Below are 22,659 nucleotides of genomic sequence, written 5' to 3'. Positions count from 1 at the left end.
CGGTTCCTGAAGGCCCCGGCCGGAGAAACGGCATCGTCCTACTTGGACAGCATGCGCATCGCTTCCTCGAGGCCCCGCAGCGTGAGGGGGTACATGCGGTTGGACATGAGCTGCTGCATCACCGCGATGCTCTGGCGGTACTGCCACACGCCCTGCGGTTCGGGGTTGATCCACGCGAACTTGGGGAAGGTGTGGGTGAGCCGCTGGATCCACTCGGCGCCGGCTTCTTCGTTGTTGTATTCGACGCTGCCGCCAGGTTGCAATATTTCGTAAGGACTCATCGTGGCGTCGCCCACGAAGATGAGCTTGTAGTCCTTGTTGTACTTGCGCAGGATGTCCCAGGTGGCGAACTTCTCGGAGAAGCGGCGCTTGTTGTTTTTCCACATGAAGTCGTACACGCAGTTGTGGAAGTAGAAGAACTCCAGGTGCTTGAACTCGGTCTTCACGGCCGAGAACAGCTCCTCCACGCGCTGGATGTGCTCGTCCATGGTGCCGCCCACGTCCATCAGCAGCAGCACCTTGACGTTGTTGTGGCGCTCGGGCCGCATCTTGATGTCCAGGTAGCCGGCGTTGGCCGCGGTCGAGTGGATGGTGTCGTCCAGGTCCAGCTCTTCCACGTTGCCTTCGCGCGCGAACTTGCGCAGCCGGCGCAGCGCCACCTTGATGTTGCGCGTGCCCAGCTCCTGCGTGTCGTCGTAGTCCTTGTAGGCGCGCTGGTCCCACACCTTCACCGCGCTCTTGTTCTTGCCCGCGCCGCCGATGCGAATGCCCTGCGGGTTGTAGCCGCCGTTGCCGAAGGGCGAGGTGCCGCCGGTGCCGATCCACTTGTTGCCGCCCTCGTGGCGTTCCTTCTGCTCCTCGAAGCGCTTCTTCAGCGTTTCCATGAGCTCGTCCCAGCCCATCTTCTCGATCTTGGCTTTTTCCTCGGCCGTGAACTCGCGCTCCAGCGTCTTCTTGAGCCAGTCGAGCGGCACTTCCTTGGTGAAGTCGGTGAGCATCTCCACGCCCTTGAAGTAGGCGGCGAAGGCGCGGTCGAACTTGTCGTAGTGCTTCTCGTCCTTCACCAGCGCGGTGCGCGAGAGGTAGTAGAAGTCGTCGATGCCGTAGGCGCCGTCGGAATTGGGGCCCACCACGTCGGCCTGCAGCGCCTCGAGCAGCGTGAGGTATTCCTTGACCGACACGGGCAGCTTGGCCGAGCGCAGGGTGTAGAAGAAGTCGATGAGCATGGCGGTGGAAGTCCTAAGTTCGTCTTCGAAGCTGCGTTGGAGTGCAAGTCAACGCTCGAGGACCATCTGAGCCAGCACGGGATTCTCAAGATGCCTGTTGCATGGAAATATGTAGGCGCCTATCACCGATGCCTCATCCCATTTGGACCAGCGAAACGGGCCGGACCCTGCATCAGCTTCTTTGATGACTGCGAGTTTTCTTGAATCGACTTTCGACTCAATCAGCTTGACTGTCGTTTTGTCGATATTCGCGCCTTGGCTCTTGGCACCCAACAACCAGTAATAGGCGGCAATGAAATCGTTCTCGGTAGCTGCCTTGCGGAACAGTTGTTCGCCTAGTTTCAGCTGTGCCCGCTGTTGCCCATGTACCGCAGCAAACTCCAGCCACCACATATTTTTCGATTGAGACCTGGGTACTCCAAGGCCTTTGTCGTACATCTCTGCTACCAGCTTGACCGCATGTGGGTTGCCGCGCCGTGCGGACAGTTCCAGCCATGGCAGGCTTTTCTCATAGCTTTGGGGGACGTTGTCACCAAAATAGTAAGTAATCCCGATGAGCCAGGGCGCAGGTGCAGACCCTAGTTCGCTCAGCTGGCGCAAGAGCTCGAATGCACGCTGCGTATCTTTTGGTCGCTCATCGCCGCAATACAAAAACATGGCGAGATTGCCAATGGCTTCTTCGTTCCCTTTTTCTGCTGCCTTTTCATACCAAGCGACCCGCTGCTCCACATTTGGAGACGATGCGCCGTTCAGGAATTGACTGGACGCGATCCCCGCATTCCCCATGATCTGGTGGTAGTCCTCGACGCCTTTCGGAGACAGGCTCTGAGAAAGCGCCTGCTGTGAAAACACCCAGCCGCAAGCAACCACCAGAAGAAAACGTTTGAGATTGGCGTAGCGGGACGAGTTCAGCATGAGGCAATTCAGCGAATCAAAATTGTTATGGGTCGAAGTGCCTCAGTACAAGCCACGTCCTCTTCAGCCGCGGGGCTTGTCGAGCAGGTACAGCAATTGCGCCTTCACCTCGGGCCATTCGCCCGCGCGCAGGCTGTACATCACGGTGTCGCGGATGGTGCCGTCGCGGCGCATCGCGTGGCCGCGAATGACGCCGTCTTTTTTCGCGCCCAGCCGCTCGATGGCGCGCTGCGAGGCAAAGTTGAAGTTGTCGGTGCGCCAGCCCACGGTGTTGCAGCCCAGCGCGTCGAACGCATGCGTGAGCATCAGCAGCTTGCAGGTGGTGTTCACATGCGTGCGCTGGCAGCGCGCGGCGTACCACGTGTAGCCGATTTCCACGCGCTTCACGCCCGCAAGAATGTCGTGGAAGCTGGTGGTGCCCAGCACGGTGCCGGTGGCCTCGTCGGTCACGGCGAAAGCGAAGCGGTCGGCGGTCTTCAGCGCGGTCTCTATGTAGGCGCGCGTGTCCTGGGGCTCGGGCACGGAGGTCACGCGCAGCTGCCACAGCTCGCCGTCGGCGGCCGCGGCGCGCAGGCCTTCTTCATGGGCCAACGACAGAGGCACCAGCGCGATGCCGCGGGCCTTCAGCGTGACGGGTTCGACGAACGCCATCTTTTCTCCGACTCTCTTGCAGGTTGTGTGTGCTTCAGCCGCGCGGGTCGCCGTACTTGCGCACGTACCACACGCGTCCCGCCTGCGCGCCGGCGCCGCCGCCCAGGCCCACCAGCGCAATGCCGAAGATCTCGCGGTTGCCGTACCCGCCGGAGCCGAAGGCGTCGAGCCCGAGCAGCAGCCCGAGCCCGCGGCCGAGCAGCGCGCCCACCACGAACAGCACGGCCTGGGCAACGCCCAGCTTCATCAGTTGCCGGGTGGAGTGACGTTGTCCGCTCATGGGCTCAGCGGTTGTTGCGTTGCATGAACACGAGCTTCTCGAAGAGCGTCACGTCCTGCTCGTTCTTCAGCAGCGCGCCCACCAGCGGGGGCACGGCCACCTTGTCGTCCTTGCTCTGCAGGGCTTCGAGCGGAATGTCTTCGGCCACCAGCAGCTTGAGCCAGTCGAGCAGCTCGGAGGTCGAGGGCTTCTTCTTCAGGCCGGGCAGGTTGCGCACGTCGTAGAAGGTCTTCATCGCGGCGGTGAGCAGCTCCTGCTTCAGGCCGGGGAAGTGCACGGCGACGATGTGCTTCATCGTCTCGGCGTCGGGGAACTTGATGTAGTGGAAGAAGCAGCGGCGCAGGAAGGCGTCGGGCAGCTCCTTCTCGTTGTTGGAGGTGATGAACACCACCGGGCGGTGCTTGGCGCGGATGAGCTCGCGCGTCTCGTAGCAGTAGAACTCCATGCGGTCGATTTCGCGCAGCAGGTCGTTCGGGAATTCGATGTCGGCCTTGTCGATCTCGTCGATCAGCAGGGCCACCGGCTCGTCGGCCGTGAAGGCCTGCCAGAGCACGCCCTTGACGATGTAGTTCTGGATGTCCTTCACGCGCTCGCCGCCGTCGACGTCTTTCAGCTGCGAGTCGCGCAGGCGGCTCACGGCGTCGTATTCGTACAGGCCTTGCTGCGCCTTGGTGGTCGACTTGATGTGCCACTGCAGCAGCGGCAGGCCGAGCGACTGGGCCACTTCCTCGGCCAGCATGGTCTTGCCGGTGCCGGGCTCGCCCTTGACGAGCAGAGGGCGCTTGAGGGTGATGGCCGCATTGACCGCGAGCATCAGGTCCTGCGTGGCAACGTAATTGTCGGAGCCCTGGAATTTCATGGGTGGGTCGAAAGCTGGGGTGGAGAAAAGAACACACTCGACATGCGTTGTGCGGCCTCAGGGTTGGCCTGCACAGGGTTCCAGAAGACCCCTGCATATAATCGAATGTTGATCCGAAAAACTGTACTCTCCACGAGATTGTGCGCGCAAAATGAACAAGTTGTTGACCACGATGTTTGCCCTTGCTGTCGCTTGCGTGACGGTCTCGGCTGAAGCCCAACAAGTCACTGGCAAGGCACAGGACGGGGCAAAGAAGGTTGCGATGTGCGTGGGCTGCCACGGCATCATCGGCTACCAGGCCAGCTTCCCTGAAATCCACAAGGTCCCCATGATCGCGGGCCAGAGCGCCACGTACATCACGGCCGCGCTCACCGCCTACAAGGGCGGCGACCGCAAGCACCCGACCATGCGTGCCATTGCCGACACGCTCACCGAGCAGGACATCGCCGACCTCTCGGCCTACTACAGCCAGCTCGGCGTGAAGCAGGGCGACGCACCGCCGGCCACGCTGGCCAAGGCCACGCCCGCCAACGTCGAGGCGCTCATCACGCGCAATGCCGACAACAGCTGCACCAAGTGCCACGGCGCGAACTTCAACACGCCCAACGACGGCACCGTGCCCAAGCTGGCCGGCCAGCATGCCGACTACCTGTTCGTCGCGCTCAAGTCGTACCGCGTGAAGAACAACCCGCACCTGGGCCGCTCGAACGCGGTGATGGGCCAGCAGGTCGAAGAGAAGAAGTTCACCAACGCCGAGCTCAAGACGCTGGCCAGCTACATCAGCTCGCTGCCCGGCGAAGTGAAGACGGTGCCCGAGTCGCGCATGCACCACCGCCCCGACTGATCCGGCGCCCCGCGCAAACAAAAAAGCCCGCTTGCAGCGGGCTTTTTTGTTGCTCGGGTTTTCCCCGAGTCGTGCGCGTTTCAGACGTCGAAGAACGCCGTCTCTTCCGCGCCCTGCATGTGGATGTCGAAGCGGTAGCTCACCGCGCCGCCCTGCACCACGCGCTCGGCAAGCAGCGTATGGCGGCGCTCGGCCGGCACGCTCTGCAGCACCGCGTCCTTCGCGTTGGCTTCGGCTTCGTCGCTGAAGTACACGCGCGTGAACGCATGCAGCAGCAGGCCGCGCATGAGCACGATCACGTTGATGTGCGGTGCCTCGCCGGGCGATTGCGCGCCGGGCTTCACGGTGTGGAACACGAAGCGGTTGCCTTCGGTGGTGCCGGTGCCGACACGGCCGAATGCGCGAAATCCCATGGCGCGCGCTTCGTCGGGCGTCTGCGGGTAGCGGCCTTCGCCGTCGGGCTGGCTGATCTCGACCAGCGCGTCGTTGATCGGATTGCCGTCGCCGTCGATCACGCGGCCTTCGAGGCGGATGCGCTCGCCGCTGGCGCTGTCCAGCGCGAGCACGGCGTCGAAGGGTTGGTCGAAGTCGTAGCCGTACTGCGTGGCGGTGAGGCCGTAGGCGAAGTAGGGGCCCACGGTCTGCGAGGGGGTCTGGCCGAAGTCGGCTTCCTGTGCGGTCATCAATGGCATGGTCTGTGTCTCCTGGCTCAGCGGTTCTCGAACGGCGTCTCGTCGGCGCCGCGCAGCACGATGTCGAACTGGTAGCCCAGTGCGTAGCCCTCTTCCGTGATGTCGAGGCTGAAGTCGGCAATCAGCCGGTTGCGGTAGCGCTCGGGCGTGCCGCTGACCATCGGGTCGTACTGCAGCAGCGGGTCGCCGGGGAAGTACATCTGCGTGACCAGGCGGCTCGCAAAGCTCTGGCCGAACAGCGACATGTGGATGTGCTGCGGACGCCAGGCGTTCGGGTGGTTGCCCCACGGGTAGGCGCCGGGCTTGATGGTGAGGAAGCGGTAGCGGCCTTCGCTGTCGGTCAGGCAACGGCCCGCGCCCAGGAAGTTGGGGTCGAGTGGCGCGTCGTGCTGGTCGACCTTGTGCACGTAGCGGCCCGAGGCGTTGGCCTGCCACAGCTCGACCAGCGTGTTGGCCACCGGGCGGCGATGCTCGTCGAGCACCTGGCCGGTGAGGATCATGCGTTCGCCCAGCGGCTCGCCGTTCTTGCGCGCGTTGCGCGTGAGGTCGTGGTCGAACTCGCCGATGCTGTCATGGCCGTACACCGGCTGCTGCAGTTCGCCGAGCGAGGCCTTCAGCGGAATCAGCGGCTTCTGCGGGCCGCGCTTCATGGTGGACTTGTAGCCCGGGTACACGTAGCTGGGGTGGGCTTCCCAGTCGCGCGGGGTGAGGACGGGCGAGCCGCCCTGGGGATCTTTGGTCTTGGTCAACATGAACGTTGTCTCCTGTCGTGGGACGAATCCGGAAGCCGCCACTTTAGAAGCGCCGTTCGATGATGTAAATTGAAGATTGCTCCGTTCTCAATAACCAGCAGTAATTGAAAAACCCCGCCGAACTTCGCCAGGATTTCCTGCGCAACGTGCAGTTGCGCCACTTGCGCTGCCTTGTGGCCGTGGCGCAGGAGCGCCACCTTGCGCGCGCGGCCGAGCGGCTGGCGCTGAGCCAGCCGGCGGTGTCGAAGACGCTGGTCGAGCTGGAGGCCATCGTGGGCGCGCGGCTGGTCGAGCGCAGCAAGGCCGGGCGGCGCGGCGTGCAGGGGCTCACCGCGGCTGGCGAGCAGTTGCTGGCGCACGCGCTGCGCGTGCTCGAGGCGCTGGACGCCAGCGCGCAAGCGGTGGCGCCGGCGGCGGGCGGGCGCATCGAGCGGCTGCGCATCGGCGCGCTGCCCAGCGTGGCGCCGGCGCTGCTGCCGGTGGCGCTGGCGCGGCTGCGCGACGGCTGGCCGCAGGTGCAGATCGTGGTGAAGAGCGCCGCCAACGCCGCGCTGCTCGACGAGCTGCGCGCCGGCGAGCTCGACCTGGTGGTGGGCCGCATGAGCGAGCCGCGGCTCATGGGCGGCCTGAGCTTCGAGCTGCTGCACACCGAGCCGCTGGTGTTCGCGGTGCGCGCCGGCCATCCGCTGGCGGCGCAAGGCGCGTCGGTGCAGGCGGTGCTGGCCTACCCGCTGGTGGTGTACGGCGAGGGCACGATCCCGCGGCACAACACCGAGAGTTTCTTGTCGGCGCGCGGGCTGGTGCTGCCGACCAACGCGCTGCAGACGCTCGACGTGGCGGTGGCGCGCGCGCTGGTGGCGGTGTCCGATGCGGTGTGGATCACGCCGCTGGGCGCGGCGCGCGGCGAGCTGGCCGACGGGCGCCTGGTGCGGCTGCGCATCGAGACCACGGGCACCGAGGAGCCGGTCGGCCTGTTGCAGCGCAGCGACGCCGAGCCCTCGGCCCTGCGCGGCGCCATGGCCGCGCTGCTGCGCGAGGCCGCGAAGCCGCAGGGCGCGCTGCCGGTGCCGCCGCGGCAGCGAAAGCCGCGCGGCGCGGCGCGGTAAGTCCGGCCCGTTCAGTCCTTGGTGGCGCGGCGCTGCACGCAGGCCACATAGCCTTCGCCGTCCGGTGGCCGGCCGGCGCGCTGGCTCTCCCACATCATCTGGCCCAGGCAGTCCATGGCCTCGTGGTGCGCGTGCAGCAGCGAGCCGCGGCGCGCGGCCAGCAGCTCGACGGCCTGGCGGATGCCGCGCGGCTGGTCGATGGAGCATTGCTCGCTGATCGACAGGTGCATCGACAGGTGCAGGAACGGGTTCTCGCGCCCGTTGGAGCCGTCATAGACGCGCGCCACGGCCGCGTCGGCATCGGCCAGGTCCTCGTGGTACTCGGGGTGCTGGTCGATCCAGCCGGCGGCGATGGTCTCGAGCGCTTCCATCGGCAGGCCCTGCCGGTGCTTGGCGTACACGTCGCAGAAGAAGCGGCGCACGTCTTCCTGGGAAGGATTGAACATATATAGGTAGAGAAAAGGAGGGCGTGGGGGAGGGTGTGGCGGGCCCGCCGGCAACTTGCTTTTTGGGGCCTGCGGATGTGTCGGGCGTTCCGGGTACAACGCGTTACATCGTTACGTAACGAATCGCTGAACGAGGTACTTACGAGCTGTTTCCAAGGCCTGGTGTTAACCCCTAAATTTGGAAAAATCCCTTGAAAATCAATAGCTTGCGAGCTGGGTAGCGTCTCTGGAAAAGGGCTCGGAAAAAGCGGCACGCTAGTTGCCCCTGAGTAGGCATCTTTTCTCACAGAGGCTGCCATGACCGCTCAACAAGCATCGACCAATTCGACCGAAGGACTTGCCGCCGCTGGCGCAGCTCCTGTGGTTCTCGCCCAAGCCACCGTGACCCCTCTCGGCAGTCCCGCCGCGATGGGTTCGGCGGCACCCGCCGCAGCTGGCCCCGCCAGCGTCGGCACATTATCGAATGCCACGCCGGGGGTCGCAGTGATGCGCGACGGTGTCAGCATTCCCGTCGATGGCAATCAGACGCTGTTGCCCGGCGACCGCGTGATCGTGCCGCAGGACGGCCACGCCAACGTCCTCTTCCCCGGCTCGGCCACCAACAAGGCCCCGCTGGCCGGTGTGTTCACCGGCGGCACCGACGCCACCATCGGCTCGACCAAGTTGCCCGGCGGCCTTGAACAAGTGAACGTGGACGTCGCCTCGGGCGACCTGCAGGTGACCCCGCCCGACAGCGACGCCGACGCCGCCGCACTGGCCGTCACCAAGAAGCTCGCGGCCGGCAGCGGCATCGGGCTGGGTGAATTCGCACTCGGCGCCCTGGGCGCCGCCGCACTCGGCGCCGCGCTCAGCGGTGGTGGCGGTGGCGGCAGCGACAGCGCGTTCCCGCTGTTCGTGGGCTCGGGCAACCCGACCACCCCCGGCGAATCCGACGCGGATGCGGACTCGGATGCCGATGCGGACGCGGATGCCGATGCGGACGGTGATGCGGACGCCGATGCAGATGCCGACGCGGACGCCGACGCGGACGCCGACGCCGACGCCGATGCAGATGCCGATGCAGATGCCGATGCAGATGCCGATGCAGATGCAGATGCAGATGCCGATGCCGATGCGGATGCCGACGCTGACGCCGATGCCGATGCGGATGCGGATGCGGATGCCGATGCCGATGCTGACGCCGACGCCGACGCAGATGCCGACGCCGACGCCGACGCCGACGCCGACGCCGACGCAGATGCCGACGCAGATGCCGATGCCGACGCAGACGCAGACGCAGACGGCGACCACCTCCTCGATCCGGGTGACGGCCTCCTCGGCCACGTCATCGGCGATGCCAGCGGCGCGCTCGGCCTCGGCGGTGCGCTCGCCCCGGTCAACCACGTGGTCGACGGCGTGACCGACGTGCTCGACGACGTGCTCGCGCCGCTGCTCGGCGAAGAGTTCAACTCGAACAACCCGAACCAGTTCGACCCGGTCGACACCGCAGTCGAGAACGTCACGAACCAGCTGGGCGGCACGCTGAGCCCCGCGCTCGACCCGCTGCTGGGCGCCGGCGCCACCCAGGCCATCCTGGACTCGCTGGCCCACCAGGTCGACTACCTGACCGACGCGCTGGACAACGGCCTGACCAACCTGATCGGTGACAACGGCATCATCAGCGGCCTGACCGACTCCCTCGGCCTCGGCGCCGTCACCGACCAGCTGGTGGGCGACGACGGCCTGCTGGGCGGGCTGCTCGGCAACGCGCTGGGCGAAGGCAGCCTGGTCGGCGGCCTGCTGGCCGAGGACGGCCTCGTGGGCGGCCTGCTCGGTGAAGACGGTGTCGTCGGTGGCCTGCTGGCCGAAGACGGTGCCCTGGGCGGCCTGCTGGGCAACGTGCTCGGCGACGAAGGTGTCGTGGGCGGCCTGCTCGGCGACGACGGCGCCCTCGGCGGCCTGCTTGGCGGCGCGCTGGGCGAAGGCGGCCTGCTGGGCGGCCTGCTCGGCGACGGCAGCGCCCTGGGCGGCGTGCTGGGCGACGACGGCCTCGTGGGCGGCCTGCTCGGCGGCGACGGCGCACTGTCGGGCCTGCTCGGCAGCGGCGGCCTCACCGGCGAACTGCTGGGCCACGGCGGCCTGGTCGACAGCCTGCTCGGCCAGGACGGCGGGATCTCCGGAATCGTTGCCGGCAGCCCGCTGGGCGGCTTGCTCGGTGGTGACGACGGCCTGCTGGGTGGCGCGGTCGGCGGCCTGCTCGGCGACAGCGGCCTGGTCGGCGGCCTGCTGGGTGACGACGGCCTCGTGGGTGGCCTGCTCGGCGGCGACGGCGCCCTGGGCGGCGTGCTGGGCAATGACGGCCTGCTGGGCGGTGTGCTCGGCAACGACGGCCTGCTCGGCGGCCTGCTGGGCGACAGCGGCATCGTCGGCGGCGTGCTCGGCAACGACGGTTTGCTGGGTGGCGTGCTGGGCGACAGCGGCCTGGTCGGCGGCCTGCTGGGCAGCGACGGCATCGCGGGTGGCGTGCTCGGCGACAACGGCCTGCTCGGCGGCTTGCTGGGTGGCGACGGCCCGCTGGGCAGCGTGCTCGGCGGCGACGGCCTGGGCGGCGGCTTGCTGGGCCCTGACGGCCTCGTGGGCGGCCTGCTGGGCAACGACGGCCCGGTCGGTGGCCTGCTGGGTGACGACGGCCTGCTGGGCGGTGTGCTCGGCGGCGTGCTGGGTGGCATCGGCGGTGGCGGCACCCCGGGCACCGGCGCGGCGCTGCTCGACCCGGTCGACAACATCGCCGGCAACCTGGCCGACGGCCTGAACGACGGCGTGCTGGGCGGCCTGGGCCTGGGCAACGTGCTCGGCCCGGTCGTCGGCGCGGTCGACGGCGTCACCGACACGGTCGACGGCCTGCTGGGCCCGGTGCTCGGCACCAGCTTCTCGGAAAACAACCCCAACGTGCTCGACCCGGTCGACGGCGTGGTGGGCCAGGTGACGGGCGCGGCGGGCGACCTGCTGAGCCCGGTGGCCGACCAGCTGCTCGGCAACGGCACGACCAGCGCGCTGCTGAACGGCGTCGCGTCGCAGGTCGACTACCTGACCGACGGCGTGGCGCACATCGTGTCCGGCGACGGCCTGCTGGGTGGCGTGCTTGGCGGTGACGGCGGCCTGCTGGGTGGCGTGCTTGGCGGTGACGGCGGCCTGCTGGGCGGCGTCCTCGGCGGCGACGGTGGCCTCCTCGGCGGCGTGCTCGGCGACGACGGCCTCCTGGGTGGCGTGCTCGGTGGCCTGACCGGCGGCGGCGCAGGCGGCTTGCTCGACGGTGTCATCGGCGACCACGGCCTTCTGGGTGGCGTCCTCGGCGGCGTGACAGATGGCGGCGCGGGCGGCCTGCTCGATGGCGTGCTCGGCGACGACGGCCTTCTGGGTGGTGTGCTCGGTGGCCTGACCGGCGGCGGCGCAGGTGGCCTTCTCGACGGTGTCATCGGCGACCACGGCCTGCTGGGTGGCGTCCTCGGCGGCGTGACCGATGGCGGCGCGGGTGGCCTGCTCGATGGCGTGCTCGGCGACGACGGCCTTCTGGGTGGTGTGCTCGGTGGCCTGACCGGCGGCGGCGCAGGTGGCCTTCTCGACGGTGTCATCGGCGACCACGGCCTTCTGGGTGGCGTCCTCGGCGGCGTGACCGATGGCGGCGCGGGCGGCCTGCTCGATGGCGTGCTCGGCGACGACGGCCTTCTGGGTGGCGTCCTCGGCGGCGTGACCGGTGGCGGCGCGGGCGGTGTGCTCGACGGCGTGCTGGGCAGCGACGGCCTGCTGGGCGGTGTCCTCGGCGGCGTGACCGGTGGCGGCGCGGGCGGTGTGCTCGATGGCGTGCTGGGCGGCGACGGCCTGCTGGGCGGTGTCCTCGGCGGCGTGACCGGTGGCGGCGCGGGCGGTGTGCTCGACGGCGTGCTGGGCAGCGATGGCCTGCTGGGTGGCGTCCTCGGCGGCGTGACCGGCGGCGGCGCGGGCAGCGGCGCAGGTGGCCTGCTCGACGGTGTGCTCGGCAACGACGGCCTCGTCGGCAGCCTCCTGGGCCATGACGGCCTGGTGGGCAGCCTGCTCGGCGGCCTGTCGGGCGGCAGCAGCCCGGTGGCCAACATCCTGGAGCCCGTCACCAGCGTGACGAGCGGCGTGACCGACGCGGTCGCCCCGGTGGTGTCCAACGTGCTCGCACCGGTCACCGACATCCTGGCCGGTGCCTCGGGTTCCTCCTCGCCGGTCGGCGACGTGCTGGGCGGCGTCACGCACGCTGCCACGCCGCTGGTGACCGACGTGGTGACCCCGATCACCAGCCTGGTCGAGCACAGCCCGGTCGGCGGTGCCCTGGCACCCGTGACCAACATCCTGCACGGCCTGCTGGGCTGATCAAGAACATCGAAGGAGGGGCGAGGGAGTCGCTGCACCCGGGACAGGCCACCACCGGCCTGTCCCCCGAAAGGATTGATATGAAAAAGAATTTCCGGATACTGACCATCGTCGCCCTCGGCGCAGCCCTCGTGGGCTGCGCGGCCCCCAAGACGGGCCGCGACGACGCGACTTACTACTACTCGAACAAGGCCACCACCGCGGTGCCGAAGGTGGAGCCGGCCCCGGCGCCGCCGCCGCAGAACGGCCCGGCCGGCGTGGCGAAGATCGTCTACTTCGACTTCGACAAATACAACATCCGCGCGCAGGACCGCCAGATCGTGGAGGCGCATGCCAGCTTCATGAGGAACCGGCCGGCGAGCCGCGTGGTGATCGAAGGCAACACCGACCAGCGCGGCGGGCGCGAGTACAACCTCGCGCTCGGACAGCGCCGCGCCGAGTCGGTGCAGCGCGCGCTCACGCAACTGGGCGTGCCGGCCGAGCGCATCGAGGCCATCAGCTGGGGCACGGAGAAACCCGCGTCCCTCGAACTCACCGAGGAGGGCTATCAGCTCAATCGCCGGGCCGAATTCAGCTACCGCTGAACCGGACCCCCGCGATGATTTCGACGGCCGTCCCCGGCACGCGCACACGTCATCCAGGCGAGAGCCGATGACGGGCGCGACCGGTCTCCCGCATCCGAACGGGGCCGAATGATGTCCTTCAAAGACCAGCTCCACGCCTGCCACGAACGCCTCGCGTCCGTGTGCGCTGCACTGCCGGCGCCGTACCCGGCGTTCACGCTGTTCTTCTCCGTGAGCGACGGCTCGCAGCGCGCACATGTCGTGCACGCGCGCGCCGCCGAATTCGAGACCGCCTGGCGCGAAGGCGCGGGGCAGGTCGAGCAGTGGGTGCGCGAACGCGGCATCGTCTCGCCGTGGCTGCGCATCGACTGGGTCGAGGGCGCGAGCCCGATGGACTGGGCCCAGTTCAAGACCCAGCTCACCGCCGTCAAGCGCAACTACTTCCGCCTGGGGCTGGCCTTCGACCAGGACTTCGCGCTTGCCTTCACCGAGCAGGAGCTCAACGCCAACGCCATGCTGTGCGGCGACTCGACCATTCCGCATTCGGTGGTGAACCCGCGCAACTTCGAGGTCTACGGCCAGGCGCGCTTCGAACGCACGCCGCCGCTGGACATGCCCGCCGACCAGCCGGTGTACCTGCTGGCCACGGTGGGCGTGTTCTGCCAGCCCGACGGCGTGGTGCACAAGCTGGTGGGCACGGGGCTCGATGCGGGCCGCCGGCAACTGCCCGCGCTCAACCCGCAGCCGGTGCTCGACCTCGTGCGCAGCGGCGCGTCGTACCTGGCGCGCCAGGTGCAGAGCGACGGTCTGTTCGTGTACGGCTACTTTCCGTGCTTCGACCGCCGCATTCCGACCTACGACGCGATGCGCCACGCGAGCACGCTCCACGCCATGCTCGAGGCGTGGGAGCTCACGCGCGACGAGACGCTGCGCTTCGCCATCGACCGCGCGCTCGACCACCTGGCCGGCGTGCTGATCCGCGACTACACGCTGGCCGACGGCCGCGTGGTGGCGTTCCTGGTGGACACGGGCGGCGAGATCAAGCTCGGCGGCAACGCGGCCTGCGTGCTCGCGCTGGTGAAGTACTGCGAGCTGATGGACACGCGCCACTGGCTGCCGCTGCTGGAGAGACTCGCGCTGGGCATCGTGTCGCTGCAGGACCGGGCCACCGGCCGTTTCAGCCACGTGCTGCACGCCGCCGACCTCACCGTCAAGCAGGCCTCGCGCATCGTCTCTTACGACGGCGAGGCGGTCTTCGGCCTCATGCGCCTGTACGGCCTCACGCGCGAGCCGCAGTGGCTGGCCGCGGTCGAGAAGGCCTTCGAGCATTTCATTGCCAGCCAGCACTGGCAGGCGCACGACCACTGGCTCAGCTGCTGCGTCAACGAACTCACGCACTGGAGCCCGCAGGAGAAGTACTTTCGCTTCGGCCTGCAGAACGTGGCGGGGTATCTCGACTTCGTGCTCGACCGGAAGACCACCTTCCCGACGCTGCTCGAACTCATGCTGGCCGCGCAGCAGATGCTCCAGCGGCTCGAAGGGATGCCCGCGATGCGGCACCTGCTCGACGAGCTCGACACCGAGAAGTTCTACCGCGCGCTCGACTACCGCGCGCACTACCTGCTCAACGGCTTCTTCTGGCCCGAGATGGCGATGTACTTCCGCCGGCCGTCGTCGGTGGTGGGGTCGTTCTTCGTGCGCCATCATTCGTTTCGCGTGCGCATCGACGACGTCGAGCAGTACGTGTCGGGCTTTGCCGCATACCACCGCTACCTGCTGGAGCGCCGCGCCGGCTCCGGCCTGAACGGCAACGGAAATGGCAATGGCAGCGCCAGCAGCAACAGCATCGGCAGCGGCACCGGCAACGCCGGCACGCGCGACGACGGTGCCGCCTGGACGGCCAGCGAGATGGCGCGCGTCACCGGCGGCGAATGGGTGGTGCGGCCCGACGACGGCTGGCGCGCCACCGGCGTGGCGCAGCGCTCGTACATGCGCAAGGGCCGCGTGGTGTTCGACCACCAGGCGCGGGCATCGAAGACGCCGCTGGCGGCCGTCACGCTCAAGGGCGTGCTGCAGCCGGCCGCCGCGGTGCTGTGCACCGACCCCAAGCCGCACCTGGACAAGCGCGTGCCCGTGCTCAAGGTGGGCAACGTGCTGCAGGCCGTGCTCGAGCTCGGCGACCATGCGCGCGCCGAGTTCACGGGCCGCGTGTGCGGCGTGCTCGGCAGCGGCGCGAATGCCGCAACTGGCGCGATGGGCTCTGGGAGCGGCACGGGCAACGCCATGGGCAGCGGCGCCACCAGCGGCACCGTCGCCGCCATGCTGGCCGGTGCGCTCACCGTGTGGGGCGAGGTCGGCCAGCCCGAAGGCAGCATCAGCCTGCCGTCGGGCATCGCCTGGAACATGACCTGCATGCCGCGGCATGCGGCCTACTGGGTGCTCGAGATGGGCGCCTCGCAGATGCCCGCGTCGGCACAGCTGGTGCGCCCGTCGCTGATGGTGGTGACCGGCCTGTCGGCCGCGTCGCAGAAGCACCGCGGCCCTTCGGAAGCCGCCGCGCGCATGGACAGCCGCATCTTCCAGGCCATGGCCGCGGGCGGCAGCGTGGTGCTCAACCGCGACATGCCCGAGTTCGCGGTCTTCGCGCAGGCCGCGCTGGCGCAGCAGCTGCAGGTTCTCACCTACGGCGAACACAGGGACGCCGACGTGCGCCTGCTCGCCTTCGACCACGGCGAGGTGCAGGCCCTGGTGGCGGGCGAGCCCTTCCAGCTGCGGCTCAACGCACCGGGGCGCCACATGGGCGCCAGCGCGGTTGCCGCGCTCGCGGCCCTGCAGGCACTGCGCCTGCCGCTGGGCGCCGCGGTCGAACCCTTCGCGCACTTCGAGCCGCCGGGCGGCCGCGGTGCGCTGCACACCATTCACATCGGCGGCGGCAGCTTCAAGCTGATCGACGAGACCTACGACGCCAACCCGAGCTCGATGCGCGCCGCGCTGGAGCTGCTGTCGCAGGCCCCGTGCGAGCCCTCGCGGCGCGTGGCGATCCTCGGCGACATGCAGGAACTCGGCCCCGCCGCGCAACGCCATCACCTCGACCTCGAGGCCGAGCTGCTCGCCTCGCAACCCGACCGCGTGCTGCTGTGCGGCCCGATGATGCGCGCGCTGCACGCACGCATCCGCACCAAGGTCCGCTCGCACTGGTTCGTCGACGTGTCGGACCTGTCGACCGCGCTCGGCGGGCTGCTGCAGCCGGGCGATTGGGTGCTCGCGAAAAGCTCGGCCGGTGTCGGCCTGTCCCGGCTGGCCCGGGTTCTGAAAGCACTCCCATGAGATGGACCGCACTGATGCAACCGAACTTCGAACACGAGGCCGCGCCGCGCATGCAGCGCCAGGCCAAGCGCTGGTGGCTGGGCTGGATGCAGCTGCTGTGCGCGTGGGTGCTGTGCATGCTGTTGTGCGCCAACATCGCATTGGTGCTTGCACAGGGTTTGCCCGAGGGGGCACGCGAACAGACAAGGGAGAAGTCGTCAGGGAAGCCGGTCGGTTGCGCGGTCACGGGAAGCCCCGCGCAACACGGACCGGTGCAAGTGGAACGGGCCGGTCCGATGAAGGCGCACATGACGTCCTGCCGAGTGATCGGCGAGTGAATCTTTGCCTTGTAACAACGGGGTAACAGTTGATAATGAAGCAGGCGTCATTGCCCGACGGATCGGCCCTTTTCCATGATCAAGTTCCTCTTGCCCAGCCAGTTGGTCGCCGACACGCCCGAAGAGCCCGGAGCCAGCCCGTACGCGGGTGCGCTGAACGAGGCGTTTCGCGCGGCCTACCCGCTCGTGAAGAGCGCGGCGTGGCGTTCGTTGCCCATCAGCCTGTTCGGGCTGCTGCCGTCGATCTTCCTGCTCCAGGTGTATGACCGCGTGCTGTCGCGCAGCGGCTTCTCCACGCTCGCCGCGCTGGTCAGCGGCATCCTGTTCTTCCTGTGCATCGAGTTCTGGTTGCGCTCGCGCCGTTCGCGCCTGCTGCGCAATGCCGGCGCCATCATCGACCACGGTGTGTCGGGCGCCTTGCTCAACTCGATGCTGTCGCGTCCGCTGCGTGCGCTCGAGGCGCGGCCCGCATCGTCCTGGCAGCTGTACTTTCGCGACGTGGGCTCGGTGCGCGGCACCGTCACCGGCGGCCTCGCGCAATCGATCTTCGACCTGCCGATGGCCTTCTTCGCGCTGGTGGTGATCGGCATCGTCGCGCTGCCGGTGCTGCCGGTGGTGGCGCTGTTCCTGGCCATCATGTCGTTCCTGGCGTGGTGGTGGGCCGACGAAGTTCGCTCCGGGCGCGTCGAGGAAGTGCAGCGCGGGCGCGGCCTCGACCGCATGACCTCGGAGATCTGCCACGCGCGCGAAACGCTCAAGACGCAGTCCAACGACGGCCCCACCATCGAGATGTGGCGCCAGACCTACAACGCCTGGCTCACCGAGAGCTTCACCAAGAACGGCCAGATCGAAACCACGCGCGACGGCACCACCGTGCTGCTGACCGTGTTCTCGGTGGTCGTGGTGAGCGTGGGCGCCATCTCGGTCATGGAGCAATGGATGACGGTGGGCGGCCTGGTGGCCTCGAACATGCTGGCGCTCAAGGCGCTGCAGCCGGTGGCCGGGCTGGTGTCGAACTGGCGCTCGCTGGCCACCGCCAAGGAAGCGGCCAAGCGGCTGGAGAACGTGCTGCGCGAGCCGGTCGAGAAGCCGCCCACGGGCATGACGCTGCCGCAGCCGCTCGGGCGCATCACCTTCAATGACGTGAGCTTCAGCTTCACGGGGAACTCGCAGCAGCCGGTGCTGGAGAACGTCGACCTCGACATCGGCCCCGGCGGCCTGCATGTGATCGTCGGGCGCAACGGCGCGGGCAAGTCCACGCTGGTGAAGCTGCTGTCGGGCCTGTACGCGCCCACGCGCGGGATCATCAGCATCGGCGAGTACGACCTTTCGCAGTTCGGCCGCGAAGAGCTGTCGCGCTGGATCAGCTACCTCTCGCAGGAGGTCTACTGGTTCGGCGGTGCGCTGATCGACGTGATGCGCCGCGGCGCACCGGGCCAGAGCGACGAGCAGATCGTCTCGGCCTGCAAGCTCTCGGGCGCGCACGACTTCATCTCGCGGCTGCCCGACGGCTACCGCACCACGATCGGCGAGGGCGGCACCGGCGTGTCGGTGGGCGAGCGGCGCAAGCTCGCGCTGGCCATGAGCTTCCTGCGCAAGCCCTCGGTGCTGGTGCTCGACGAGCCCAGCAACGACCTCGACTTCCAGAGCGAGCGCAACCTGCTCGCCACGCTGCTCGCGGTGGCCAAGGTGCGCACCGTGGTGGTGGTCACGCATTCGCTGCGCATCGTCTCCGCCGCCAGCGTGGTCTACCACGTCACGGGGCAGGGCAACGTGGAGCAGGGCACCGCCGCGGTGATGGTGCCCAAGCTGTTCGGCGTCAAGAAGCCGCTGGTGGCGGTGGGCGACCCGGACGACAGCGCCGCAGCCGCGGCTTCACGCTCGATGGCGTGACGCCGCTTGTCAATGAAGAGTGACCGAGGACGAGACTTGAAATCAGATCTGCCGCAGATTCTTCAGGAAGAAAACGAGAAGCGCGCGGCCCGCAACTCGCCGCAGGGCAGGCGCAGGCGGTGGCTCATCGGCGGCGCGGTGGGCGTGCTGGCGCTGATCGGCCTCGGCTTTCCGATGGAAACCGTGGTCGTCGCGCCGGGCCGCGTGATCCCCTCGGACCGCGTCAAGTCGATCCAGCATCTGGAAGGTGGCATCGTCAGCAGCGTGCTGGTGAAAGAGGGCGACAAGGTCAAGCAGGGCCAGTCGCTGGTCGAGATCGACCTGGGCGGCAGCGGCCTCAACCTCGAGGAGCTCACCGCGCGCAATGCGGCCACGCAGGCCACGCGCGTGCGGCTCATCGCCGAGAGCCGCGGCCAGCCGCTCAAGCGCGAATCGTTCGCCACGGACATCGACGAAGCCGTGTTCGAAGGCGAGACCGGCGCCTACCAGGCGCGCGCGCTCGAGCAGCGCGGCGTGATGGCCGGCGCCGTGTCGGGCCTGGAGCAGGCGCGCAGCAAGAAGCTCGAGCAGGAGGCCAAGGTCAAGGGCCTGGGCGACCGGCTCGCGCTGATGCAGAAGGAGCTCGAGATTTCCGAGCAGCTGCTCAGCGAGAAGCTGGTCGGCCAGGTCGAGGTGCTCGAGAAGCGCCGGCAGGCCGAGGGCGTGCGCAGCGAACTCGCGGTGGCGCGCCAGGGCGTGATCTCGGCCAACGCGTCCATCACCGAGGCGCAGGCCAAGATGGCCGAGGCCGAAGGGCGCTTCCGGCGCCGCGCGTCCGACGAGCTGGCCACCGTCGAGCGGCAGTTCGCGAGCCTGAGCGAAGACCTCGCGCGCGCCCGCACCCAGCGCTCGCGCACCGTGGTGAAGGCGCCGGCCGACGGCATCGTCAAGGGCCTGCGCAACTCCAGCCCCGGCTGGGTGGTGAAACCCGGCGAGGCCATCCTCGAGGTGGTGCCCGACGAGGACGAGATCATGGTCGAGGCGCGGCTCAACCCGAACGACCGCGGCTTCATCGAAGTGGGCCAGCAGGCGCGCGTGAAGATCACCGCCTACGACTACCTGCGCTACGGGGCGGTCGACGGCAAGGTGAAGCTGGTGGCCGCCGACGCCGACCGCGACCCGGCCATTGCGAACGGCGCGCCGTACTACCGGCTGCTCATCAGCATGTCGCAATCGCACGTGGGCCGCGACGAGAACCGCATCACCTCCGGCATGGAGTCGGAGGTCGACCTGCGCGTGGGCACCGACCCGTTCATCTGGTACCTCCTGCGGCCGGTGCTCAAGCTGCGGCGCGAAGCCTTCCGCGAACCATGAAGTACCGCACCTCGCTCGACCGGCGCCGCATCGGCCCCGGCGTGGTTTGCGCAGCACTGTGCGCGAGCTTCGCGTTGTCTCCAACGGCTTTCGCGCAATTGCAGGCGGATGCGCAGGAGCTGCAGCAGCCCGGCCCTTCGCTGATGCTCGCGCGCCGGCTGTCCCCGCCCTCGCTCGGCGCGGCCAGCTACGCCGCGCAGGTGAAGCAGGCGCTCATCGTGCTGTCGCAGGACTACCCGGAGGTGCAGACCGCGCAGGCCGCGGCCAACACCAGCGGCTACGGCGTCGATGCGGCCAAACAGGCGCGCTACCCGCGCTTCAAGCTCGGCACGTCTTCGGGCAACTACAACAGCGGCGAGAAGGGCGCGAAGACGCAGAGCTACACCGTGCTCACCGCCGAGGCGCGCATGAGCCTGCTCGACGGCGGTGCCCTGAGCGCCGCGCAACGCGCCGCCGAGGCCGGCAGCCAGGCCGACGACGAGGCCGTGGTCACCACCTCGCAGAAGGTGGTGCTGGACGCGCTCACCGCTTATTTGCAGGTGCAGCGCTTCGACCTGAAGAAGCAGATCGCGCACCGGGCCACCGAGGTGGTCGCCGAGCTTTCCAAGGCCGAGGCCCGCCGCGTGCAGCTGGGCGTGACCGGCGACAACGACCTCAACATGGCCGCCTCGCGCCGCGCGCTGGTGGCTGCGCGCGAGTCCGACTTCGCGGCGCAGCGCGACGAGGCCATTGCCAAGTTCCGCAACTACTTCAAGTTCACGCCCAACGCCGAGTCGCTGCCCGTGCTCGCGGCGCCGCCGCAGTGGCGCATCGCCTCGCAGGACGAGGCGCTGCGCCGCGCCGAGGCGCGCAGCACCGAGATCGCGGAGGCGCAGGGCCGCATCGAGCGCGCGCGCGCATTGGCCGACCAGCAGGACGCGAGCCTCTACCCGACGCTGGACGCCGTGGTCGTGAAGAGCAAGGACCCGCGCGGCGTGTCGCCGCAGGACCCGACGCGCGCCGCGCTCGAGCTCAACTGGAACTTCGGCAACGGCTTCGACCGGCAGCTGCGGCTGCGCACGGCGTTGGCCGAAGTCGCCAACCAGGAAGCCAAGCTCGAGGGCGTGAAGCTCAACCTGTTCGAGCTCACCTCGGCCTCGTGGTCGCGCACCGTGTCGGGCCGCGAGCGCGAACGCCAGCTGATGGAAGCCGTGAGCACCGCGGGCCAGGCCTTTCGCGGCCGCCGCCGCCTGATGGAGTTCGGCCGCGAGACCCTGCCGAACGTGCTCGACGCGCAGCTCGACTACTACACGCTGCTGTTCGACTACATCGACGGCGTGTTCGACCTGCGCATTTCGGAGCTGCGCCTGGCGCGCACCACCGGTGAGCTGCGCATCGACCCCGCGAGCCCGAACGGCTGGATCGACCGCCTCTTCGGCGCGCCGAGTCGCCAGGTGCTGACCGAGGACGGGCTGCTGGGCGCGCTGTGCATCTCGAGCAACACCGCATGCGCGAGCGAGCCGGTGGCCGAGCGCACCGTGGGCCCGGCGGGCGCTGCGCCCGCGCTGCGCAGGACACCGCGCCTGTCGACGCCCTGAGGCCTTGATGCCGATCCTTCGGCCCCGGCGTTGGCGCGGGGCCTGAGCCGGCGTCAGGCGTCTTCGGGGATGCCCGGTTCGCCGTCGAGGATCTGGTACTTGCGCATCTTTTCCCACAGCACCTTGCGGCTGATGCCCAGGTGCTGCGCGGTGTCCTGGCGCTTCCAGTCGTTGATCTCCAGCGCCGCGATGATGCGGTTGCGCTCGCCGCTGTTCCAGCCCTTGCGGTCGTTGCTGCCGTCCAGCGACGCGCCGCCGCCGCCGCCGCCGTTCATGCCGCCGCGCTCGCCGGAGAGCGAAGGTGTCGGCGTTCCGCGCGTGAGCGCGATCGCGCGCTGGATCAGGTTCTGGTCCCAGCAATGCAACTGGCGCGCGATCACGCCCACGCGCTCCGCGAGGTTGCGCAGCTGCCGCACGTTGCCCGGAAAGTAGGTCTCGGCCACCGCGTCGCTGAGCCAGTGCGGTGTTTCGCCGAGCACGTCGAGCTCGGCGCCGAGCACGTTGCTCAGCAGTGCCTTGAAGATCGCGATCTTGTCGACCTCGCCGCGCTCTTCGAGGCTGGGAATGTGCAGTTCGATCACTGCGAGCCGGTAGAACAGGTCGGCGCGGAACTCGCCGCTCGCCACCATCTCGCGCAGGTTGCGGTTGGTGGCCGCCACCAGGCGGAAGTCCACGCGGATCGGCGCCGTTGCGCCGAGCCGCGTCACCGCGTTGTCTTCGAGCACGCGCAGCAGCTTCACCTGCTGGTAGCGCGGCAGGTCGCCGATTTCGTCGAGGAACAGCGTGCCGCCGGTGGCCTGCTCGAAGTAGCCGCGGTGCGCGTGCACCGCGCCCGTGAACGAGCCCTTGTTGTGGCCGAAGAACAGCGACTCGAACAGCCCGTCGGGAATCGCGCCACAGTTCACCGCCACGAACGCGCCCTTGCTGTAGTGCTTGTGCCCCAGGTGCAGCTGCTGCGCGATGCGCTCCTTGCCCACGCCGGTCTCGCCGCGCACCAGCACGCTGTGGTCGCAATCGGCGAAGGCGCCCACTTCAGCCAGCAGCGCCTTCATCGCCTCGGAGTGCGCCACCAGCACGTCGGGCGCCTGCGGCGCCACTTCGCGCGCGCGCAGCTGCCGCACCAGCTTGGCGACCATCGTGCGCAGCTCGGCGCAGGTGAAGTCGAAGGGCAGCACGTGCAGGTACTCGGGCGGGTAGGTGCGCGAGTCGCGCTCGCGCGAGCCCGCGGCCACCCAGATCACCGGCATGCCCTGCAGCCGCTCGGTCGCCTGCGCCAGGCCGCCGCCGTCGATCACCGTCACGCTGATCACCGCGACCGAAGGCCGCGCGGCCACGCCGCGCTCGGGGTCGGGTGTTGCCAGGTTGTCGGCCCGGATCACTTCCACGTCGAAGCTGGCCATGCAACGCGCGATGCGCTCGAGGATGTCGGCTTTGCCTTCCCAGACAAAGAGGTCGAGTTCGTCGAAATTGGCGCCGCTCAT

Annotated in this window: 18 protein-coding genes; 9 read left to right on the top strand and 9 right to left on the bottom strand. The window is 68.6% G+C overall.

Going from position 1 to position 22,659, the window contains the following annotated elements; all coding sequences use genetic code 11:
• Positions 1-38: 38 nt before the first annotated feature.
• The 5 genes from BM004_RS25350 to BM004_RS25335 all read right to left on the bottom strand — a co-directional run bounded on the left by BM004_RS25350 (position 39) and on the right by BM004_RS25335 (position 3,931).
• Positions 39-1,226, bottom strand: a complete 1,188-nt coding sequence (locus BM004_RS25350; RefSeq protein WP_093217808.1) for a vWA domain-containing protein — start codon at positions 1,224-1,226, stop codon at positions 39-41.
• Between the two features lie 48 nt (positions 1,227-1,274).
• Positions 1,275-2,141, bottom strand: coding sequence for a tetratricopeptide repeat protein (locus tag BM004_RS40815; protein ID WP_143072506.1), 867 nt, complete (start codon positions 2,139-2,141; stop codon positions 1,275-1,277).
• 63 nt (positions 2,142-2,204) lie between these two features.
• Entirely contained in the window at positions 2,205-2,792 is a 588-nt protein-coding gene (locus BM004_RS25345; RefSeq protein ID WP_093217806.1) for a GNAT family N-acetyltransferase, read from the bottom strand.
• 34 nt (positions 2,793-2,826) lie between these two features.
• Positions 2,827-3,072 carry a hypothetical protein gene (locus BM004_RS25340; protein WP_093217805.1) on the bottom strand — a complete coding sequence of 82 codons (246 nt, stop codon included), beginning with the start codon at positions 3,070-3,072 and terminating at the stop codon, positions 2,827-2,829.
• A 4-nt stretch (positions 3,073-3,076) separates the two neighbouring features.
• The gene (locus BM004_RS25335; RefSeq protein ID WP_093130390.1) at positions 3,077-3,931 is read right to left on the bottom strand and encodes an AAA family ATPase; all 855 of its coding nucleotides are present in this window, start codon (positions 3,929-3,931) and stop codon (positions 3,077-3,079) included.
• Positions 3,932-4,082: 151 nt separating this feature from the next.
• On the opposite strand from BM004_RS25335, the gene BM004_RS25330 reads away from it, so the two are divergent.
• Positions 4,083-4,775: a c-type cytochrome gene (locus tag BM004_RS25330; RefSeq protein WP_093130389.1), complete on the top strand. Its 693-nt coding sequence runs from the start codon at positions 4,083-4,085 to the stop codon at positions 4,773-4,775.
• Between the two features lie 80 nt (positions 4,776-4,855).
• On the opposite strand, the gene pcaG is transcribed toward BM004_RS25330, so the two are convergent.
• Entirely contained in the window at positions 4,856-5,467 is a 612-nt protein-coding gene (gene pcaG / locus BM004_RS25325; RefSeq protein WP_093217803.1) for a protocatechuate 3,4-dioxygenase subunit alpha, read from the bottom strand.
• Positions 5,468-5,484: 17 nt separating this feature from the next.
• Positions 5,485-6,219, bottom strand: coding sequence for a protocatechuate 3,4-dioxygenase subunit beta (pcaH, locus tag BM004_RS25320; protein WP_093130387.1), 735 nt, complete (start codon positions 6,217-6,219; stop codon positions 5,485-5,487).
• Between the two features lie 104 nt (positions 6,220-6,323).
• On the opposite strand from pcaH, the gene BM004_RS25315 reads away from it, so the two are divergent.
• Positions 6,324-7,325 carry a LysR substrate-binding domain-containing protein gene (locus BM004_RS25315; RefSeq protein WP_093217802.1) on the top strand — a complete coding sequence of 334 codons (1,002 nt, stop codon included), beginning with the start codon at positions 6,324-6,326 and terminating at the stop codon, positions 7,323-7,325.
• A gap of 11 nt (positions 7,326-7,336) precedes the next feature.
• Here the strand turns inward: BM004_RS25315 and BM004_RS25310 are convergent, their stop codons facing one another.
• On the bottom strand, positions 7,337-7,771 hold the full coding sequence (locus BM004_RS25310; protein WP_081271722.1) for a DUF1841 family protein: 435 nt from the start codon (positions 7,769-7,771) through the stop codon (positions 7,337-7,339).
• 486 nt (positions 7,772-8,257) lie between these two features.
• Here BM004_RS25310 and BM004_RS25305 point away from each other — a divergent pair, with 486 nt between their 5' ends.
• The 7 genes from BM004_RS25305 (at position 8,258) to BM004_RS25275 (ending at position 21,178) form a co-directional block, all read left to right on the top strand.
• Entirely contained in the window at positions 8,258-12,148 is a 3,891-nt protein-coding gene (locus BM004_RS25305; RefSeq protein WP_093217800.1) for a hypothetical protein, read from the top strand.
• A gap of 80 nt (positions 12,149-12,228) precedes the next feature.
• On the top strand, positions 12,229-12,732 hold the full coding sequence (gene pal, locus BM004_RS25300) for a peptidoglycan-associated lipoprotein Pal (RefSeq protein ID WP_093130384.1): 504 nt from the start codon (positions 12,229-12,231) through the stop codon (positions 12,730-12,732).
• Between the two features lie 108 nt (positions 12,733-12,840).
• On the top strand, positions 12,841-16,038 hold the full coding sequence (locus BM004_RS25295; RefSeq protein ID WP_093217799.1) for a glutamate ligase domain-containing protein: 3,198 nt from the start codon (positions 12,841-12,843) through the stop codon (positions 16,036-16,038).
• A 14-nt stretch (positions 16,039-16,052) separates the two neighbouring features.
• Positions 16,053-16,355, top strand: a complete 303-nt coding sequence (locus BM004_RS25290) for a hypothetical protein (RefSeq protein WP_177206600.1) — start codon at positions 16,053-16,055, stop codon at positions 16,353-16,355.
• Between the two features lie 75 nt (positions 16,356-16,430).
• Positions 16,431-18,248, top strand: a complete 1,818-nt coding sequence (locus BM004_RS25285) for a peptidase domain-containing ABC transporter (RefSeq protein ID WP_093217797.1) — start codon at positions 16,431-16,433, stop codon at positions 18,246-18,248.
• A gap of 36 nt (positions 18,249-18,284) precedes the next feature.
• Complete coding sequence (locus BM004_RS25280; RefSeq protein WP_093130380.1) at positions 18,285-19,601, top strand: HlyD family type I secretion periplasmic adaptor subunit; 1,317 nt, start codon at positions 18,285-18,287, stop codon at positions 19,599-19,601.
• Positions 19,598-21,178, top strand: coding sequence for a TolC family protein (locus BM004_RS25275; RefSeq protein WP_093130379.1), 1,581 nt, complete (start codon positions 19,598-19,600; stop codon positions 21,176-21,178). Before BM004_RS25280 ends, BM004_RS25275 begins: the two co-directional genes overlap by 4 nt.
• Positions 21,179-21,231: 53 nt before the next feature.
• On the opposite strand, the gene BM004_RS25270 is transcribed toward BM004_RS25275, so the two are convergent.
• Positions 21,232-22,659 (bottom strand): sigma 54-interacting transcriptional regulator, encoded by a 1,428-nt coding sequence (locus BM004_RS25270; protein WP_093217795.1) that lies wholly within the window; start codon positions 22,657-22,659, stop codon positions 21,232-21,234.

It is taken from the genome of Variovorax sp. OK212 (assembly GCF_900112425.1).
Classification (GTDB): Bacteria; Pseudomonadota; Gammaproteobacteria; order Burkholderiales; family Burkholderiaceae_C; genus Variovorax.
Note: the sequence above shows the minus strand (reverse complement) of the source record. Positions and strands in the feature narration are given on the sequence as shown.

Bases quoted from the DNA above. Each gene is read 5' to 3' on its own strand.
- BM004_RS25335 (WP_093130390.1), bottom strand. From the start codon at position 3,931: ATGAAATTCCAGGGCTCCGACAATTACGTTGCCACGCAGGACCTGATG.
- BM004_RS25270 (WP_093217795.1), bottom strand. From the start codon at position 22,659: ATGAGCGGCGCCAATTTCGACGAACTCGACCTCTTTGTCTGGGAAGGC.
- pal (WP_093130384.1), top strand. From the start codon at position 12,229: ATGAAAAAGAATTTCCGGATACTGACCATCGTCGCCCTCGGCGCAGCC.
- BM004_RS25290 (WP_177206600.1), top strand. From the start codon at position 16,053: ATGCAACCGAACTTCGAACACGAGGCCGCGCCGCGCATGCAGCGCCAG.
- BM004_RS25330 (WP_093130389.1), top strand. From the start codon at position 4,083: ATGAACAAGTTGTTGACCACGATGTTTGCCCTTGCTGTCGCTTGCGTG.
- BM004_RS25305 (WP_093217800.1), top strand. From the start codon at position 8,258: ATGCGCGACGGTGTCAGCATTCCCGTCGATGGCAATCAGACGCTGTTG.
- BM004_RS25295 (WP_093217799.1), top strand. From the start codon at position 12,841: ATGATGTCCTTCAAAGACCAGCTCCACGCCTGCCACGAACGCCTCGCG.
- pcaH (WP_093130387.1), bottom strand. From the start codon at position 6,219: ATGTTGACCAAGACCAAAGATCCCCAGGGCGGCTCGCCCGTCCTCACC.
- BM004_RS40815 (WP_143072506.1), bottom strand. From the start codon at position 2,141: ATGCTGAACTCGTCCCGCTACGCCAATCTCAAACGTTTTCTTCTGGTG.
- BM004_RS25350 (WP_093217808.1), bottom strand. From the start codon at position 1,226: ATGCTCATCGACTTCTTCTACACCCTGCGCTCGGCCAAGCTGCCCGTG.
- BM004_RS25310 (WP_081271722.1), bottom strand. From the start codon at position 7,771: ATGTTCAATCCTTCCCAGGAAGACGTGCGCCGCTTCTTCTGCGACGTG.
- BM004_RS25285 (WP_093217797.1), top strand. From the start codon at position 16,431: ATGATCAAGTTCCTCTTGCCCAGCCAGTTGGTCGCCGACACGCCCGAA.
- pcaG (WP_093217803.1), bottom strand. From the start codon at position 5,467: ATGCCATTGATGACCGCACAGGAAGCCGACTTCGGCCAGACCCCCTCG.
- BM004_RS25340 (WP_093217805.1), bottom strand. From the start codon at position 3,072: ATGAGCGGACAACGTCACTCCACCCGGCAACTGATGAAGCTGGGCGTT.
- BM004_RS25275 (WP_093130379.1), top strand. From the start codon at position 19,598: ATGAAGTACCGCACCTCGCTCGACCGGCGCCGCATCGGCCCCGGCGTG.
- BM004_RS25345 (WP_093217806.1), bottom strand. From the start codon at position 2,792: ATGGCGTTCGTCGAACCCGTCACGCTGAAGGCCCGCGGCATCGCGCTG.